A 15,920-nucleotide genomic window follows, 5' to 3' on the forward strand; every position below is an offset into this window, starting at 1 on the left:
TAGAATCCTATGTGTAGATTGTATTCTTACGCACTGGCACCTGAGGTCGCGTCAGCGTCTCCGCCTCCATGACCGCCAGCATCTGAAGCACCAGAAGTAGCATCTGCATCTCCATGGCCTCCAGCAGCAGGAGCGAATGGTCCGCTGCCTCCAACCAAACGTTGGCCAGTTGCTTGCAAATACCAGTCAAGCCACGGTTGGAAGTTAAAGACGATTTCATTGATACCAGCGTATGATCCATCAGGATAGTACATCGCTTGGTAGTTGTGCGTGTTGATAACACCTGCAGGTGAGCCTGGAACGATTGTACGAACGTACTCTTGGTCACCATTACGAAGGACTCCAACTACCCATTCAACATTCTTCATACGTGCAGCAGGAAGAGAGTTGTGTAGCGTTGAGAGACGACCACCTGATTGAGATGGGACACGTTTCGCAAACATTGTATCTGGATCTTGGTGAGCATTGTTGTAGTAAAGAAATTGATTGTTGTCATCTGCATAGGTCAATTCAAATGGCATAGCCTTCAAGAACATGTCAATTTGGTTAACAGTCAAGATACCATGGTCAAGTTTGACATAAGTATCACCAGACACAGCACCAACGATTTCTGCAGCTTTTTCAACCCACTCTGGATCATCAGGGTCAACACCTTGAATGGTTGTGGCGATTGGGTTTGTCACATCTAAGTCTTCAGGTTCAATTGGTTTTGGTTTTTTCAATTTTGAAACGACCTCTACATATTTGACAAAGTTATCTAAGCAAGATTCAAGGAATTTAACAGTACCTTCATTGACAATATTGCCATCATTGTCAAAAGCTTCCTTGGCTTTGCCCAGCAGGAATTCATTTCCTGGAAGGGTGTAAGCATTGACACCCGGAGCATCTAAGATTTTACGCAAATGTACTTGAGCACGAGAAGTTCCTTGATCGTAGTAAGAAGCACCAACAATCATAACTGGTTTGTTTTCAAAGGGATGAACTTCGTAAGAAAGCCATTCTAAGACACTTTTCAAAGGGGCGCTGATAGTATGGTTGTGCTCAGGAGTAGCGATGATAACACCATCTGCCCGTGTAATTTTGTTATACAAAAGGCGCAATTGGAAACTTTCATCCCATTTTTCATCTTGGTTAAACATTGGGACTTCATCGATTTCTAGTACTTCCAATTCAAATTTGAGTTTGAATTGGCGACGGATAAATTCCAATAATTTTCGGTTATATGATTGTTCGTAGTTTGATCCTACAAGTCCAATAAATTTCATTCTGTTACTCTCCTATCTTACAAATTTTCCCAGTCAAATTCTTCAGCATCTTTGCGAAGCAACTCTTGTGCGTTACGCAATTTATCTGTAATTTTGACAAAGATACGGAAGTCATCGAAAATTGCATCCAATTTTTTAATGACATCAAGATCTACTAAATCTCCATTTTGGTCAAAGGCTTGGAGAGAATGTGAAAGCAGGAACTCGTCTGGAAGAACGTTTGCTTTGAGTTCTGGAGCATTCAAAATTTGACGGAGCTGCAGTTGAGCACGAGAGGAACCAAGCGTACCGAAAGAAGCACCGGTAATCATAACGGGCTTGTTCAGCATCGGATAGATACCATAAGAAAGCCAAGCCAGAGCGTTCATAAGCACAGCTGGGATAGAGTGGTCATACTCAGGCGTACCAATGAGTACACCATCAGCAGCATCGATTTTCTCCGCAATCTCTGATACCAACTCAGGGATGTTCCTGTCAGCAGGTTTATTAAACATAGGGATATCTTTAATCTCTACTAGCTCGATTTCAGCCTTGTCAGCAAAATGCTTCTGCATATATTGAAGAAGCTGACGGTTTGTAGAACGTTTGGAATTTGTTCCCACAATCGCAATAAGTTTTAACATAGAATTTCCTTTCCTAAATTAAAATATTTTTTTATTTTTAATTACTGCAATAGATTCTTTACAAGTCCTGAACTGTAAAAAATATGATCATCTCGAGTAACAATTAGGCACTCGATTCCTCTTTGTTTTTCAACTTGCGCTAAGATAGAAGCAGGAGTTTCTCCAAAGAGTCTTGTTGTCCAGATTTCACCGTCTACCGACTTATCAGATACGATCGTGAGACTGACCAGCTGATTCTCAATCGGATAACCTGTTTTTCTATCTAAAATGTGATGATAGGTCTTGCCTTTAACCTTTAGCGTCCGCTCATAAGTCCCAGAAGTAACGACCGATTGATTAGTAATCGACAGGACAGCCAAGTGTTTTCCTCTAGAAAGTTTTGGATTCTGAATCCCAATTCTCCAAGCACGATGGGTAGCTTTGTTTTCTCCGATAGTGAGGACATTCCCTCCCAGATTTATCAAAGCCGAGGTGACTCCTTCACCTTGAAGATAGAGTTTAATCTTGTCAGCTATGTAGCCCTTAGCCAAAGCACCAAGATCAAGCTTCATGCCTTTCTTCTCCAGAAATACTCTGGAATGTGTTTTATCCAGTTGAATGAAATGTGGATCTGTCAGGCTGAGTGCTTGTTTGATCTGCTCTGGGCTTGGAAGGTGGGCATCGGAAAATCCAATTCGCCAAGTCTGAACAAGCGGACCAATAGTAATATTTAAATGACTGGCCTCACTCAAACTATGAAATTTTCCTAATTCAATTAATTCAAATAAATCAGGATGAACCTGAACCCAGCCAATTCCAGCCATTTGATTGATCTTCATCAATTCTGAATCATCATCGTTTGCACTAAAACGATTTTTGTAAAGATGAAGCAGACTAATCACCTCGTCCAGTATTGTTTCAGCTCTTTCATGAAGAAGTGAGATACAGATTGTGCTTCCCATCAGTTGGAGCGACCGAGAAGTAAAATCCATACAGTTGTAACCCTTCTTATTCTTTCTATGACTATCTTATTTTAACAAAAAGATAGCGTTTTTGCAATTCTATTTTATTAAATTTCAGAAAATAACTTCGGAAAATTTAAGGTAAAAGAAAGGTTGTTTCCTACCATGATTCCATAGATTTTCATTCTTCTTTCACGTTTTTTACTATCTATGAGCAAATAGATTGTAAACGCTCCCAGCTTCTGTTATAATAGTCGGGTAAAACTTTATTTAGAAAAAGGTAGGAAATATCTCTATGAGTAAAATCGTTGTAGTGGGTGCTAACCACGCTGGTACTGCGTGTATCAACACTATGTTGGACAACTTTGGTCATGAAAATGAAATCGTTGTATTTGACCAAAACTCAAACATTTCATTCCTAGGATGTGGAATGGCGCTTTGGATTGGTGAACAAATCGACGGACCTGAAGGCTTATTCTACTCTAACAAAGAAAAATTGGAAGAAAAAGGTGCTAGAATTTACATGAATTCACCTGTTCTTTCAATCGACTATGACAACAAGGTTGTTACAGCAGAAGTTGAAGGTCAAGAACACAAAGAATCTTACGACAAATTGATCTTTGCGACTGGATCTACTCCAATCTTGCCACCAATCGAAGGTGTTGAAATTGTCGAAGGCAACCGTGAATTCAAAACAACTCTTGACAACGTTCAATTTGTTAAATTGTACCAAAACGCTGAAGAAGTGATCAACAAACTTGCTGATAAGAGCAAACACCTTGAGCGCATTGCCGTTGTTGGTGGTGGTTACATCGGTGTTGAGCTTGCTGAAGCTTTTGAACGTCTTGGAAAAGAAGTTGTGCTTGTTGACATCGTAGATACTGTTTTGAATGGCTACTATGACAAGGACTTCACTCAATTGATGGCTAAGAACTTGGAAGACCACAACATCCGCTTAGCTCTTGGTCAAACTGTAAAAGCTATCCAAGGTGATGGCAAAGTTGAACGCTTGGTAACAGACAAAGAAACATTTGATGTGGACATGGTTGTTCTTGCAGTTGGTTTCCGTCCTAACACAGCTCTTGCTGATGGTAAGATTGAACTCTTCCGCAACGGCGCTTTCCTTGTAGACAAGAAACAAGAAACATCTATCCCAGGAGTTTACGCAGTAGGTGACTGTGCGACAGTTTATGACAATGCTCGTAAAGACACAAGCTATATCGCTCTTGCGTCAAATGCTGTACGTACTGGTATCGTTGGTGCCTACAACGCTTGTGGTCATGAACTTGAAGGAATCGGTGTGCAAGGATCAAACGGTATCTCTATCTACGGACTTCACATGGTTTCAACTGGTTTGACTCTTGAAAAAGCTAAAGCAGCTGGTTACAATGCTACTGAAACAGGCTTCAACGACCTTCAAAAACCAGAATTTATGAAACATGACAACCACGAAGTAGCAATCAAGATTGTCTTTGATAAAGACAGCCGTGAAATCCTTGGTGCGCAAATGGTATCTCATGATCCTGCAATCGGTATGGGAATCCACATGTTCTCACTGGCAATTCAAGAACATGTAACCATTGATAAGTTGGCTTTGACAGATATCTTCTTCTTGCCACACTTCAACAAACCATACAACTACATCACAATGGCTGCACTTACAGCTGAAAAATAATTCTCGAAAAGTCCCAATGAGGGGGGGTCAAAATCGAAGACAAAGTAGCCTTTTCGGTTGCTTTGTCTTTTCTTTTTCCGAAATCTCTGTGCCCCAGATGAAGTAACATGAATTATGCTTTTTGATAGAGAGCAATCAATCCAAATTTTATCATGATGCCATGATGCGACGAGAATATAGAATTAGTCCTTCTTTTTCTAGTGTCATCTTGATTTTTTGAGCACCGGAAATTAACTTGCTTCATTTTCTCTTCCACTTCAACATAAGCGATAAACACTTTAAGTCTCCAGAACGAAGATAGATCAGCAGTAGCGTTCTAATTAGTATTTCAATTAGCTATCTTTACGATTTTTCTGTTATACTAAGATGAAAATAAAATTTTAGAAAGTTGCTATATGAAGAAAAATATTGTTCTTTTCACTTATCTCCTTCTGAGCGCAATCGGATTGGAATACGAGACACAAGCTTATACCACTGGCAGTATGTCAGGTACTGGTTATGGAATTGTCGGACTATCAGCCCTCTTGGCGCTGCTTTATATCATCCCAGCTCTGCTTTTGATTCGCAGTTTGGGTAAAAAATGGCAGACGCCTGCATTTAGCCTAGGTGTAGCTCTGCTGGGTGGTCTTTTCATTTCTGGCTGGACTTCTGGCTTGGCCAATACCTATATCCATGAGTGGGTCAGCACGAGCTTTCCAAATACTGTGATTAGTTATCTGGAGAATGCCCTCGCTGCTCCTCTGGTTGAAGAACCACTCAAGCTCTTAGCAGTTGCTTTCGCTGTCTATCTAGTGCCAGTCAAGAAACTGAGAGCCTTTTTACTGCTAGGAATTACAGCTGGTATGGGCTTCCAAATCAGTGAAGATTTCTCATATATCATTTCTGATCTGCCTGAAGGTTTTTCCTTCACTATCTCTGGTATCTTAGGTCGTATCACTGGTGGGGTAGCTTCTCACTGGCTCTATACTGCTTTGACCACTATCGGCTTAGCCCTGATGTTCCGATTTGCCAAGACACAAAAGGCCTACTTTAAAGCTGGACTATTTTATTTCTTGTCAGCTTTTGTACTCCATTTCTTATGGAACTCTCCGCTGACTGCTATCGAAACAGATATTCCGATCATCACGCCAGCCATGACTGCTGTAGCTGTCTTTATCTTTTACCAAGCTTATCGAACAGCTCACAAGATTGATCAGGAAGACTTGTCAGTATAAACGCAGAGGCTGAGACAAAAGTCCTAGCCTCTCAATTGTCTTTGGATTGTCGAGCAAGACGCAGTGGTTGAGTGGGCTCTACTACGCTGATTTCATCAGCTTTTACAGCCCTACTCAACTGTGCGGAGGTGGGACGACGAAATCGAATTCTAACGAATTACCGATTTCTGTCCCACTCTCTTTTGATAGCTGGTCTGTAAAGTTTAAGAGATGAAAGAAAAACTATAATAGATATTACCTTGTTTCTTGACTATATTTTATGCTAAAATGTTGCTATAACATCTTTTGGAGAGAGAGTATGATAAGACAAACAGAGCAGGTTTCTGATACAAGAAAAGAATTTAAATTTATGTCCAGCTCCATTATTTCTCAAGTTTTTAGAGGGATTCTGGTAGGTATTTTTGCTGGAGTAGTAGTGGGATCATTTCGTTTTTTGATTGAAAAAAGTTTTCACTTGGTTCAAGCAGCTTATGTGAAGGGCAGAAGCGAGTGGCTTTGGCTGGTGGCACTGCTTTTCTTGTATGCTTTCATTGTCTTCATAAATGCTAGATTAGTACGTACGGAAAGGGATATAAAAGGTTCGGGGATTCCGCAAGTTGAGGCCGAGTTGAAAGGCTTGATGTCTCTCTCTTGGTGGAGCATTCTCTGGAAAAAATTCCTAGTGGGTACTTTGGCGATTTCCAGTGGTTTGATGCTGGGGCGTGAGGGACCAAGTATTCAACTGGGTGCTATGAGCGGAAAAGGTATTTCAAAGTGGCTGAAGCTGAGTCCATTGGAAGAACGGTCCTTGATTGCCAGCGGTGCAGCTGCGGGTTTGGCTGCGGCTTTTAATGCGCCAATTGCAGGTTTGCTCTTTGTCGTTGAGGAAGTTTACCATCATTTTTCTCGAGTTTTTTGGGTTTCAACCTTGGCTGCAAGTTTGGTGGCGAATTTCATTTCCCTGTCTATGTTTGGACTGACTCCTGTTTTGGATATGCCAGATAATATTCCTTTCATGGGGCTGGAGCAGTACTGGATCTATATTTTAATGGGCTTGTTTCTGGGTTTGGCTGGCTTTCTCTATGAAAAAGCGGTCCTCAATATTCATCTGGTTTATGAAGCTCTAGGAAAATTTTTTAGGCTGCCGAAAAATTACTATCCGATTTTTGCCTTTGTTTTGATCATTCCGGTTGGCTATTTTCTGCCTCATTTGCTGGGCGGTGGGAATCAGCTGATTCTGTCTCTGACGAGTGCTCATCATACAGTCGGAACCCTGCTTGTCTTTTTCTTACTTCGTTTTGTATGGAGCATGATCAGTTATGGTAGCGGTCTTCCCGGTGGTATTTTCCTGCCCATTCTGGCTTTGGGTTCTTTACTAGGCGCAGCAATTGGAGCCCTTTGTGTGGAGGCTGGCTTTATTTCTCAGGACCAATTCCCAATCTTTATCATCTTGGGAATGAGTGGGTATTTTGGCGCCATTTCCAAAGCTCCGCTAACGGCTATGATTCTCGTGACGGAGATGGTTGGAGATATCCGTAACCTTATGCCACTGGGCTTGGTCACTCTGATGGCCTATATTGCCATGGATCTGCTAAAGGGAGCGCCTGTCTATGAAGCCATGCTTGAAAAAATGCTGCCACATCGGATTGAAGATGACGGGGAGACAACCTTAATTGAAATTCCTGTATCAGAAAAAATCGCAGGTCGACAAGTGCATGAATTGGAGCTGCCACATGGTGTTTTAATTACCATGAATATCCATAAGGGCAAGACCCAGACGGTCAACGGAGCCAGTCGTCTCTACCTAGGAGATACGATTTATGTAGTCGTTAAGAAAACGGAAATTGGTAAAATTAAAGATATCTTGCTTTGAAATACTTATTTCTTGACTCAGAAAGATGAGTTTTATTATAATTATCTGACAATTTGTTGAAATATGAGAAAAAAATTGTTATAATTTGTAAGAATTCGCCCCCTTGAGGGAAAATAAAGGAGTCAAGATGAAAAAACTTGGAATTGCCCTATTTTCAACAGCTATTTTACTGACTGGCTGTGCTGCCAATCAAAACTCAACTACAAGTGCCAGCAGTTCGGAAGCCAAAACGAGTCTTTCGGCTTCTGACCAGAAAGCTTTGGATAAGGTAACAACAGAGTATAAGGCTTTTGTACAGAAAGAAATCGATCAATTGCTGACAGATACGGAGAAGTTCAGAGATACGCTCAAAGAAGGCAAGCTTGACGAAGCCAAGAAAATGTATCCGCTGATTCGTATGAGCTACGAGCGTTCAGAGCCGATTGCCGAGAGCTTCGGAGAGTCTGATGTGAAAATCGATTTCCGCTTAGCTGACTATCTGGATGAAAACAAGACCGAAGAAGGCTGGTCGGGTTTCCACCGGATTGAAAAAATTCTGTGGGAAACTAATACAACGGCGGGGACAGAGAAATATGCAGATCAGCTGGTCAATGACATTAAAGAATTAAAGGCTAAAATTGCGACTGTTGAGGTTACGCCAGACATCATGCTGACTGGTGCAGTTGACCTGCTCAACGAAGTGGCGACCAGCAAGATTACTGGTGAAGAAGAAATCTTTTCCCATACGGATCTATATGATTTCCGTGCCAATATCCAAGGGGCAGAAAAGATTTTTGAACTCTTTAAACCTTTGATTGCGAAGAAAGATGAAAAACTGGTAAAAAGTATAGAAACTGAGTTCAAGAATGTCAATAGTCTGCTAGACAAGCAGATGACGGACTCTGAAAATTATAAACTCTATACCGAATTGAGCAAGGAAGATACCAAAGAGCTAGGAGAAGCTGTCACAAAACTGGGCGAACCTCTCTCGCAAATGGGAATCATCCTAGATGGGAAGTAAGAAGATGACCAAGGACGAAAAATGGTTTAATAAAAAAATGGATCGTCGGGAATTTCTTAAAAAAGCAGGGATTGGAGGTGCAGGCTTAGCGCTGGGTGTTTCCAGTGCATCTGCTTTTTTCGCTAATCAAGCGAAGGAAGACAAGAAATTTGCTGATGGTGAGGAAGAAATCAGTTTTTACGGTGAGCATCAAGCTGGTATCACGACGGCTATGCAAAAGAATATCTATTTTGTTATTCTGGATTTGCATACGACGGATAGGGAGACCATTATCCAGATGTTCAAGGACTGGACTGCTTACAGTGAAAAGTTGGTCAATGGAGAGCTGGTCAAAAAAGATGGTTCTAATGCTCTCTTGCCACCGACTGATACTGGAGAAACGGTCGGCCTCAACCCTTATCGACTGACCTTGACCTTTGGCGTCTCCGCCTCTTTCCTGAAAAAAATGGGCTTGGAGGATAAAAAGCCCAAGGAATTTCGCGATATGCCTCCTTTCCCCAAGGAACAACTAAAAGAGAAATATACTGGCGGTGATATTGTCATTCAAGCTTGCGCGGATGATGAACAGGTGGCTTTTCATGCTGTTCGCAATCTGGTTCGTAAAGCGCGAAATGCTGTTACCATGAAATGGAGTCAGGCTGGCTTTGCTGCCATTGGCGATCGTATGTCCACTCCCCGCAATCTATTTGGTTTTAAAGACGGCACGGCAAATGTAACCAAGGAGAAAGATTTTGACAAGGTGGTTTGGTGTGACAGTAAGGACTGGATGAAGGGTGGCTCTTATATGGCTGTCCGCCGAATCCAGATGTTTCTTGAGACTTGGGATCGGACCAATTTGCAAGAGCAGGAAAACACCTTTGGTCGTTATAAGGAGAGCGGAGCGCCCTTTGGCAAGACGAATGAATTTGACGAGGTAGACTTGGACTTGCTTCCAGTTGATGCACATGTGCGACTGGCCAAAGAAGTCGACAAGCCTCTCTATCGCCGTTCCTATTCTTATTCAGATGGTATTGACGAAACAACCGGTCAATTTGATACAGGTTTGCTTTTTATCTCTTTCCAAAAGGATCCCGACAGTTTTATCAAAGTCCAGACCAATCTTGGAGCACAGGATAAGATGAATGAATATGTCACCCATGTGGGCAGTGGCTTGTTTGCTTGCTTCGGCGGTGTCAAAAAAGGAGAATATCTTGGTCAGAAATTATTTGAATAAATTCCTGTTTTTGCTCCTGACTCTTTTGCTCCTAGTTCAGCCTGTATCGGCTGAGGATTCTTATAGCAGTCTCTTTATCAAGATTACGGATGCCAGCACCGCTGTTCAAAAGGGCGACCAAGCCAGTGCCAAACAATTGCTGGAGGAAATCCAGACTGAATTTGCAGCTTTAGGCAACCATGACTCAACTGCAGGGAAAGAAGTCAGCAAGGCATTGACTATCTCGGGCGATGTGACAGAGGACAAGTTGACCAAGGTTTCAACTGCCCTTTTAGCTTTTGAAAAGGAGCAGAATCCCGTTGATCTAGAGGCGGAAAAAACCAAGCTGGTCAATAAATTAGAATCAAAATTTCAAGCTCTTCAGGCAGCGATTGAGAGCAAGGATCTTGAAAAGATTCGTGAAGCCTATAAAAAAATGAATTCGACTTGGACCGCCAATGAAGGTGTTGTGCGGGATCATAGCACAGCTCACTATGGCAAGGTGGAAACGGCCATTTCCTTTTTACGGAGTGCTATCGAGACGGAGCCAACGGATTTTGAAGCCATTCAAACTTCCTATGATGACCTGACAGCAGCCATTGATAGCTTTGTCAAGGGAGAAGAAGCGGCAGCTAGCAGTGAAAATCTTACGCTGGCAGATGGTATTGGCCTGCTAAAAAAGGCTCTGCTTGCTTTCCAAAAAGGGGACGAGAAGCAGGGCAAGGCTGCGATGAAGAAATTTATTACGATTTGGCCAAGTGTTGAAGGAGATGTCAGCACTAAAAATCCTTCCCTCTATACCAAAGTAGAAAGCCAGTCGCCTGTCATCATGGTGAAGGGTAAGGATAAGGACTATCAAGACCAGCTAGAATCCTTGATTAGTGAGCTAGAGCAGATTGATACTAGCGGATCTTATACTTTCTTTGATGCCATGCTGATTTTGTTGCGTGAGGGCGTTGAGGCTTTGCTGATTGTGATGGCACTTGTCACGACACTCAAGGCCTCCAAGATGAAAAAAGGCCTCAAATGGGTTTATACTGGTGCTGGCTTGGGTGTACTAGCCAGTGCGGTCATTGCTATTTTGCTGCAAACTCTTTTTCCAGCCGTTGCCTCTGGCTCTAATCGTGAAATCATTGAGGGCGCAGTGGGGATTTTTGCGGTTGTTATGATGATTTTGGTCGGCATTTGGCTCCACAGTAAGTCCTCTGTCAAGAAGTGGAATGACTTCATGGCAAGTCAGATGCAGGCAGTGACAGCCAGTGGTAGTTTTATTTCCATGTTTGCCCTGAGCTTTCTCGCTGTTTTCCGTGAGGGAGCGGAGACCATCTTGTTCTATGCAGGCATTTTACCACGAATTACTGCTCTAGACTTCTTTTTGGGACTGGGACTTGCTATTTTGGTTTTAGTCTTGCTCGCAATTCTAATGACCAAGGCCAGCAGTCTCATTCGGCCTCATCGGATTTTCTTTGGTCTGACCTGGCTGATTTATGCCTTGGCCTTTAAGATGTTGGGTGTCAGCATTCATGCCCTGCAATTAACAGCCATTTTCCCTAGTCACTTGCTGTCTCATCTTCCAACCATTGATTGGCTGGGAATTTATCCGATCCTAGAAGTGCTTCTAAGTCAAGCCATCTTTCTTGTTGTTGTCCTTTATGTGACCTTTAGAAATCGGCAAAAGGAGCGAGCAGATGTCTAGTAAGGAACAGACCGTTGTTGAGCACTTGACGGAATTTAGATGGCGTTTTATAGCTGTTTTAATCTGGTTCGGTTTGATTTTTCTGGTCAGTCTGCTTTTTGCAGCGGATATTTACAAATGGTTGACCGCTTCTTTTGAGCAGAAGCTGATTGTATTGGGACCAGACGACATTCTTTGGATTTATATTAGCCTGGCTAGTCTTGTGGCTTTCTCACTGACGCTCCCTTTTATGGTCTATCAGATTTGGGAATTTATCCGACCTGCTCTTAGAAATAGTGAGGCCAAGGCGATTTTTGCTTATATACCAGCTACATTTTTCAGCTTTGTCTTGGGCTTGGCCTTTGGTTTTTACTTTGTCAGCCCTGCTATTTTGCAAGTTCTGCTCTCTTTAGGAGATGGTTTATTTGTCGTTCAGATGACAGCGCAGAACTACCTATCCTTTCTATTTCACACGACCATTCCGATTGCTTGCTTGTTTGAATTGCCTGTCATTGTGACCTTTCTGACATCAATCGGTTTGCTCAAGCCGCAATTTTTGATAAAATATAGACGCTATGCTTATTTCGTTTTATTGGTATTAGCAGTAATCTTGACGCCGGCTGATTTTATCAGTGATTTGTCAATGACAGTACCGCTGATTTTGCTGTATGAAGTCAGTATCCTACTGAGTAAAATGATTGAGAAAAGGAGATCATCGTAATGGGAATTTTAAAAGACATCGGACTACCGGGCCTTATCGTTATCGTTCTAGGAGCCTTACTGATTTTTGGACCAAAACGTCTGCCAGAGTTAGGGCAGTCGATTGGAAAAATGTTTTCAGAGTTTAAAAAGGCAGTCGATGGAGGAGAAAACTCCGGCTCAGATACAGATAAGAAAAATTAAAACACGGGCACCCGTGTTTTTTCTTAATTTACGAACGTTACTCTATAATTCGACTAAAATGTTTTACAAAACCTGGACCTTGTGATATACTTTTTCTGGAAATGTCTGGATAGATATAGCGATGCTGAATAGCATAGGTAGGTCATTTTTAAGTATTGATAAGGAGTTTTCCATGCTCAATGATTTTCAGGTTTTTGACTATGAAGATATTCAACTAATCCCAGCGAAATGTATTGTGAAAAGCCGTTCGGAAGCTGACACCAGTGTGAAATTCGGTAAACATAGGTTTCGGATGCCGGTCGTTCCGTCCAATATGCAGACGATTATAGACGAATCTGTCGCTGAAGAGCTTGCTCGAGGAGGCTATTTTTACATTATGCACCGTTTCGATGAGGAAGGTCGCAAACCATTCGTTAAGCGAATGCATGAGCAAGGCCTGATTGCTTCTATTTCAGTCGGTGTGAAAGACTATGAATATGACTTCGTTAGCAGCCTCAAAGATGACGCGCCAGAATATATTACGATTGATATTGCGCATGGACACTCAGACAGTGTGATTCAAATGATTCAACACATCAAGAAAGAATTGCCAGATACCTTTGTCATTGCTGGAAATGTCGGAACTCCAGAAGCTGTGCGGGAGCTGGAAAATGCTGGCGCAGATGCGACCAAAGTTGGCATCGGCCCAGGCAAGGTCTGCATTACCAAAGTCAAGACAGGTTTTGGTACAGGCGGCTGGCAGTTGTCTGCGCTTCGTTGGTGTTCAAAGGTTGCCCGCAAGCCTATTATTGCGGACGGAGGAATTCGAACGCATGGCGATATTGCCAAATCGATCCGCTTCGGAGCCAGCATGGTCATGATTGGTTCGCTCTTTGCTGGCCACATTGAAAGCCCAGGAGAAACCATCGAAGTAGATGGTGATAAGTTTAAAGAATATTATGGTTCTGCGTCCGAGTATCAAAAGGGTGCTTATAAAAATGTCGAAGGCAAGAAAATTTTGCTGCCAGCCAAGGGACATTTGAAAGACACATTAACTGAAATGGAGCAGGATTTGCAGAGCTCGATTTCCTATGCGGGGGGTCGTGATTTGCATAGCCTAACTCGCGTGGACTATGTCATCGTCAAAAATTCCATCTGGAATGGCGATGCCCATTAATTGAATATATAAGAAACTTATTTATCTTGCTAATGATTGGGGCAAGGTCTCTACAAGATGCCAAACATCTAACAATAAGTGAGTCTAATGACTTTCTGGTACTTTCAGTGCCAGGCTGTTTGTCGTTGAAAAGAGGGACTTGCTTATATAGTAGGTCCTTTTTCGATTTATTGGGACTATTAAAAAGGAGAAAATATGAAAAAATTAGAAGAGAGAATTCTGCAAGACGGCAACGTTTTGGGAGAAAATATTCTCAAAGTTGACTCTTTCCTGACCCATCAGGTTGATTTTTCGCTCATGAAAGAAATTGGTCAGGTATTTGCTGAGCATTTCAGGGATACAGGCATTACAAAGGTTGTAACGATTGAGGCGTCTGGGATCGCACCAGCAGTCTACACAGCAGAGGCCTTGAATGTTCCAATGATTTTTGCTAAAAAATCTAAGAATATCACCATGACCGAAGGGATTTTAACAGCAGAAGTATATTCCTTTACCAAGCAGGTCACTTCGACCGTCTCCATCGCTGGCAAGTTTTTGGAGTCAAGTGACAAGGTTTTGGTCATTGATGATTTCTTGGCAAATGGCCAGGCAGCCAACGGCCTGATTAAAATCATTGAAGAGGCTGGCGCTGAGGTAGCAGCTGTTGGAATCGTAATTGAGAAATCTTTCCAAGATGGTCGAAGCTTGCTAGAAGCGCAAGGACAAACAGTTCTTTCTCTGGCTCGAATCGATCGATTTGAAAATGGGAAAGTTGTATTTAGAGAGGCAGACTTATAAGATGAACTACAACGAAGAAAAACATTCACAGGCAGCCGTTTTAGGTTTGCAGCATTTGTTGGCTATGTATTCGGGCTCTATCTTGGTGCCGATTATGATTGCTGGGGCTTTGGGCTATTCGGCTGAGCAATTGACCTATCTGATTTCGACCGATATTTTCATGTGTGGTATTGCAACCCTTTTGCAGCTACAGCTAAATAAGTATTTTGGTATCGGTTTGCCAGTCGTGCTGGGCGTGGCCTTCCAGTCCGTTGCTCCTTTGATTATCATTGGGCAGAGTCACGGTAGTGGTGCCATGTTTGGTGCCTTGATTGCATCAGGGATTTATGTTGTTTTGATCGCTGGGATTTTCTCAAAAATCGCCAATCTGTTTCCTTCAGTTGTGACTGGTTCGGTTATTACGACCATCGGTTTGACCTTGATTCCAGTAGCCATTGGCAATATGGGAAATAACGTAGACAAGCCAACCGCCCAAAGTCTGATTCTAGCAGCTGTGACGGTACTGATTATTCTGTTGATTAACATTTTCACTAAAGGTTTTATCAAATCCATCTCTATTTTGATTGGTTTGATTGTCGGTACGGGCATTGCCGGGGCCATGGGCTTGGTGGATCTGACGCCAGTCGCACAGGCTCCGCTGGTCCATGTGCCAACACCTTTCTATTTCGGAGCACCGAAGTTTGAATTTTCTTCTATCGTGATGATGTGTATCATCGCAACGGTTTCCTTAGTAGAGTCAACAGGGGTGTACTTGGCACTTTCTGACATTACCAAAGATGAGATTGACAGCACCCGCTTGCGAAATGGCTATCGAGCAGAAGGACTTGCGGTCTTGTTGGGTGGTATCTTCAATACTTTCCCTTACACAGGTTTTTCTCAGAATGTTGGCTTGGTCAAATTATCTGGTATCAAGACGCGGTTGCCGATTTATTATGCCGCTGGTTTCCTGATTCTCCTCGGCCTTTTGCCAAAATTCGGAGCCTTGGCGCAGATTATCCCAAGTCCAGTTCTTGGTGGTGCCATGCTGGTCATGTTTGGTTTTGTGTCCGTTCAGGGGATGCAAATCTTAGCGCGTGTTGACTTTGAGCACAGCGAGCATAATTTCCTCATTGCAGCGATTTCTATCTCAGCAGGTGTCGGACTCAATGGTAGCAGCCTTTTCAACAGCCTACCGACCAGTCTTCAGATGTTCTTCTCAAACGGAATTGTCATGGCCAGTCTGATTGCCATTGTCCTAAACGCTATCTTAAATCGCAAAAATAAATAAGAAAGAGAGTGGGACAGAAATCGGTAATTCGTTAGAATTCGATTTCGTCGTCCCACCTCCGCACAGTTGAGTAGGGCTGTAAAAGCTGATGAAATCAGCGTAGTATAGCCCACTCAACCACTGCGTCTTGCTCGACAATCCAAAGACAATTGAGAGGCTAGGACTTTTATACGAAAACTCAAAAGAGCGCAAAAAGACTCCCCTTGTGATATAATGAAAGCGAAAAAATTGTATTAGGCTACTGGCTCGTCTTTAGTAGCCTTTTTTTGTAGCACAAACTCCTGATAAGTAAGATTTTCTTTCAAAAGGATATAAGCTATTTTAAGAAGTTGATGTGCGAGTGCAATAGTTGCTTTTTGCGGTCCTCTCCTGCTTTGAAT

General features: G+C 42.5%; 14 protein-coding genes, 1 pseudogene and 1 riboswitch. Of the genes and pseudogenes, 11 read left to right on the forward strand and 4 right to left on the reverse strand.

Annotated features, from left to right (window positions below; all coding sequences use genetic code 11):
• Nucleotides 1-26 precede the first annotated feature (26 nt).
• The 3 genes from AC5FEC_RS08025 to AC5FEC_RS08035 are packed head-to-tail and all read right to left on the reverse strand — an operon-like array spanning nt 27 to nt 2,859.
• A complete protein-coding gene (locus AC5FEC_RS08025) occupies nt 27-1,265 on the reverse strand; it encodes an NAD(P)H-dependent oxidoreductase (RefSeq protein ID WP_037616961.1) in 1,239 nt (412 codons plus the stop codon).
• 17 nt (nt 1,266-1,282) lie between these two features.
• The gene (locus AC5FEC_RS08030; RefSeq protein ID WP_037616963.1) at nt 1,283-1,888 is read right to left on the reverse strand and encodes an NADPH-dependent FMN reductase; all 606 of its coding nucleotides are present in this window, start codon (nt 1,886-1,888) and stop codon (nt 1,283-1,285) included.
• A gap of 41 nt (nt 1,889-1,929) precedes the next feature.
• Nucleotides 1,930-2,859 (reverse strand): FAD:protein FMN transferase, encoded by a 930-nt coding sequence (locus AC5FEC_RS08035; protein ID WP_493661845.1) that lies wholly within the window; start codon nt 2,857-2,859, stop codon nt 1,930-1,932.
• A 265-nt stretch (nt 2,860-3,124) separates the two neighbouring features.
• On the opposite strand from AC5FEC_RS08035, the gene nox reads away from it, so the two are divergent.
• The 11 genes from nox to AC5FEC_RS08090 all read left to right on the forward strand — a co-directional run bounded on the left by nox (nt 3,125) and on the right by AC5FEC_RS08090 (nt 15,540).
• Complete coding sequence (gene nox / locus AC5FEC_RS08040; RefSeq protein ID WP_217473403.1) at nt 3,125-4,504, forward strand: H2O-forming NADH oxidase; 1,380 nt, start codon at nt 3,125-3,127, stop codon at nt 4,502-4,504.
• A gap of 395 nt (nt 4,505-4,899) precedes the next feature.
• Nucleotides 4,900-5,718 (forward strand): PrsW family intramembrane metalloprotease, encoded by an 819-nt coding sequence (locus AC5FEC_RS08045; RefSeq protein WP_493661846.1) that lies wholly within the window; start codon nt 4,900-4,902, stop codon nt 5,716-5,718.
• Nucleotides 5,719-6,016: 298 nt separating this feature from the next.
• On the forward strand, nt 6,017-7,570 hold the full coding sequence (locus AC5FEC_RS08050; protein WP_493661847.1) for a ClC family H(+)/Cl(-) exchange transporter: 1,554 nt from the start codon (nt 6,017-6,019) through the stop codon (nt 7,568-7,570).
• 127 nt (nt 7,571-7,697) lie between these two features.
• Nucleotides 7,698-8,570 (forward strand): iron uptake system protein EfeO, encoded by an 873-nt coding sequence (gene efeO / locus AC5FEC_RS08055; RefSeq protein WP_493661848.1) that lies wholly within the window; start codon nt 7,698-7,700, stop codon nt 8,568-8,570.
• Nucleotides 8,571-8,574: 4 nt separating this feature from the next.
• Complete coding sequence (gene efeB, locus AC5FEC_RS08060) at nt 8,575-9,783, forward strand: iron uptake transporter deferrochelatase/peroxidase subunit (RefSeq protein ID WP_493661852.1); 1,209 nt, start codon at nt 8,575-8,577, stop codon at nt 9,781-9,783.
• Nucleotides 9,761-11,458: an FTR1 family iron permease gene (locus AC5FEC_RS08065; RefSeq protein ID WP_493661849.1), complete on the forward strand. Its 1,698-nt coding sequence runs from the start codon at nt 9,761-9,763 to the stop codon at nt 11,456-11,458. The genes efeB and AC5FEC_RS08065 overlap by 23 nt, the downstream gene beginning before the upstream one ends.
• Nucleotides 11,451-12,158, forward strand: a complete 708-nt coding sequence (gene tatC, locus AC5FEC_RS08070) for a twin-arginine translocase subunit TatC (RefSeq protein ID WP_493661850.1) — start codon at nt 11,451-11,453, stop codon at nt 12,156-12,158. Before AC5FEC_RS08065 ends, tatC begins: the two co-directional genes overlap by 8 nt.
• Complete coding sequence (locus AC5FEC_RS08075; protein WP_217473406.1) at nt 12,158-12,340, forward strand: twin-arginine translocase TatA/TatE family subunit; 183 nt, start codon at nt 12,158-12,160, stop codon at nt 12,338-12,340. Before tatC ends, AC5FEC_RS08075 begins: the two co-directional genes overlap by 1 nt.
• 172 nt (nt 12,341-12,512) lie before the next feature.
• Complete coding sequence (guaC, locus tag AC5FEC_RS08080; RefSeq protein WP_493661851.1) at nt 12,513-13,496, forward strand: GMP reductase; 984 nt, start codon at nt 12,513-12,515, stop codon at nt 13,494-13,496.
• A riboswitch (purine riboswitch) is annotated at nt 13,494-13,591 on the forward strand. Its footprint overlaps the gene before it by 3 nt.
• Before the next feature lie 100 nt (nt 13,592-13,691).
• Nucleotides 13,692-14,273, forward strand: a complete 582-nt coding sequence (locus AC5FEC_RS08085; protein ID WP_037616986.1) for a xanthine phosphoribosyltransferase — start codon at nt 13,692-13,694, stop codon at nt 14,271-14,273.
• Nucleotide 14,274: 1 nt separating this feature from the next.
• On the forward strand, nt 14,275-15,540 hold the full coding sequence (locus AC5FEC_RS08090) for a nucleobase:cation symporter-2 family protein (protein ID WP_217473417.1): 1,266 nt from the start codon (nt 14,275-14,277) through the stop codon (nt 15,538-15,540).
• Nucleotides 15,541-15,773: 233 nt separating this feature from the next.
• Here AC5FEC_RS08090 and AC5FEC_RS08095 read toward each other — a convergent pair.
• Nucleotides 15,774-15,920, reverse strand: a pseudogene (locus AC5FEC_RS08095) (IS110 family RNA-guided transposase); the annotation flags it as partial.

This window comes from Streptococcus sp. STC1396, assembly GCF_058933875.1.

What these genes read in the sequence shown, in the direction of transcription:
- guaC (WP_493661851.1), top strand. Translation starts at nt 12,513, where the DNA reads ATGCTCAATGATTTTCAGGTTTTTGACTATGAAGATATTCAACTAATC.
- efeB (WP_493661852.1), top strand. Translation starts at nt 8,575, where the DNA reads ATGACCAAGGACGAAAAATGGTTTAATAAAAAAATGGATCGTCGGGAA.
- AC5FEC_RS08090 (WP_217473417.1), top strand. Translation starts at nt 14,275, where the DNA reads ATGAACTACAACGAAGAAAAACATTCACAGGCAGCCGTTTTAGGTTTG.
- AC5FEC_RS08030 (WP_037616963.1), bottom strand. Translation starts at nt 1,888, where the DNA reads ATGTTAAAACTTATTGCGATTGTGGGAACAAATTCCAAACGTTCTACA.
- tatC (WP_493661850.1), top strand. Translation starts at nt 11,451, where the DNA reads ATGTCTAGTAAGGAACAGACCGTTGTTGAGCACTTGACGGAATTTAGA.
- efeO (WP_493661848.1), top strand. Translation starts at nt 7,698, where the DNA reads ATGAAAAAACTTGGAATTGCCCTATTTTCAACAGCTATTTTACTGACT.
- AC5FEC_RS08045 (WP_493661846.1), top strand. Translation starts at nt 4,900, where the DNA reads ATGAAGAAAAATATTGTTCTTTTCACTTATCTCCTTCTGAGCGCAATC.
- AC5FEC_RS08035 (WP_493661845.1), bottom strand. Translation starts at nt 2,859, where the DNA reads ATGGATTTTACTTCTCGGTCGCTCCAACTGATGGGAAGCACAATCTGT.
- AC5FEC_RS08025 (WP_037616961.1), bottom strand. Translation starts at nt 1,265, where the DNA reads ATGAAATTTATTGGACTTGTAGGATCAAACTACGAACAATCATATAAC.
- AC5FEC_RS08085 (WP_037616986.1), top strand. Translation starts at nt 13,692, where the DNA reads ATGAAAAAATTAGAAGAGAGAATTCTGCAAGACGGCAACGTTTTGGGA.
- AC5FEC_RS08050 (WP_493661847.1), top strand. Translation starts at nt 6,017, where the DNA reads ATGATAAGACAAACAGAGCAGGTTTCTGATACAAGAAAAGAATTTAAA.
- nox (WP_217473403.1), top strand. Translation starts at nt 3,125, where the DNA reads ATGAGTAAAATCGTTGTAGTGGGTGCTAACCACGCTGGTACTGCGTGT.
- AC5FEC_RS08075 (WP_217473406.1), top strand. Translation starts at nt 12,158, where the DNA reads ATGGGAATTTTAAAAGACATCGGACTACCGGGCCTTATCGTTATCGTT.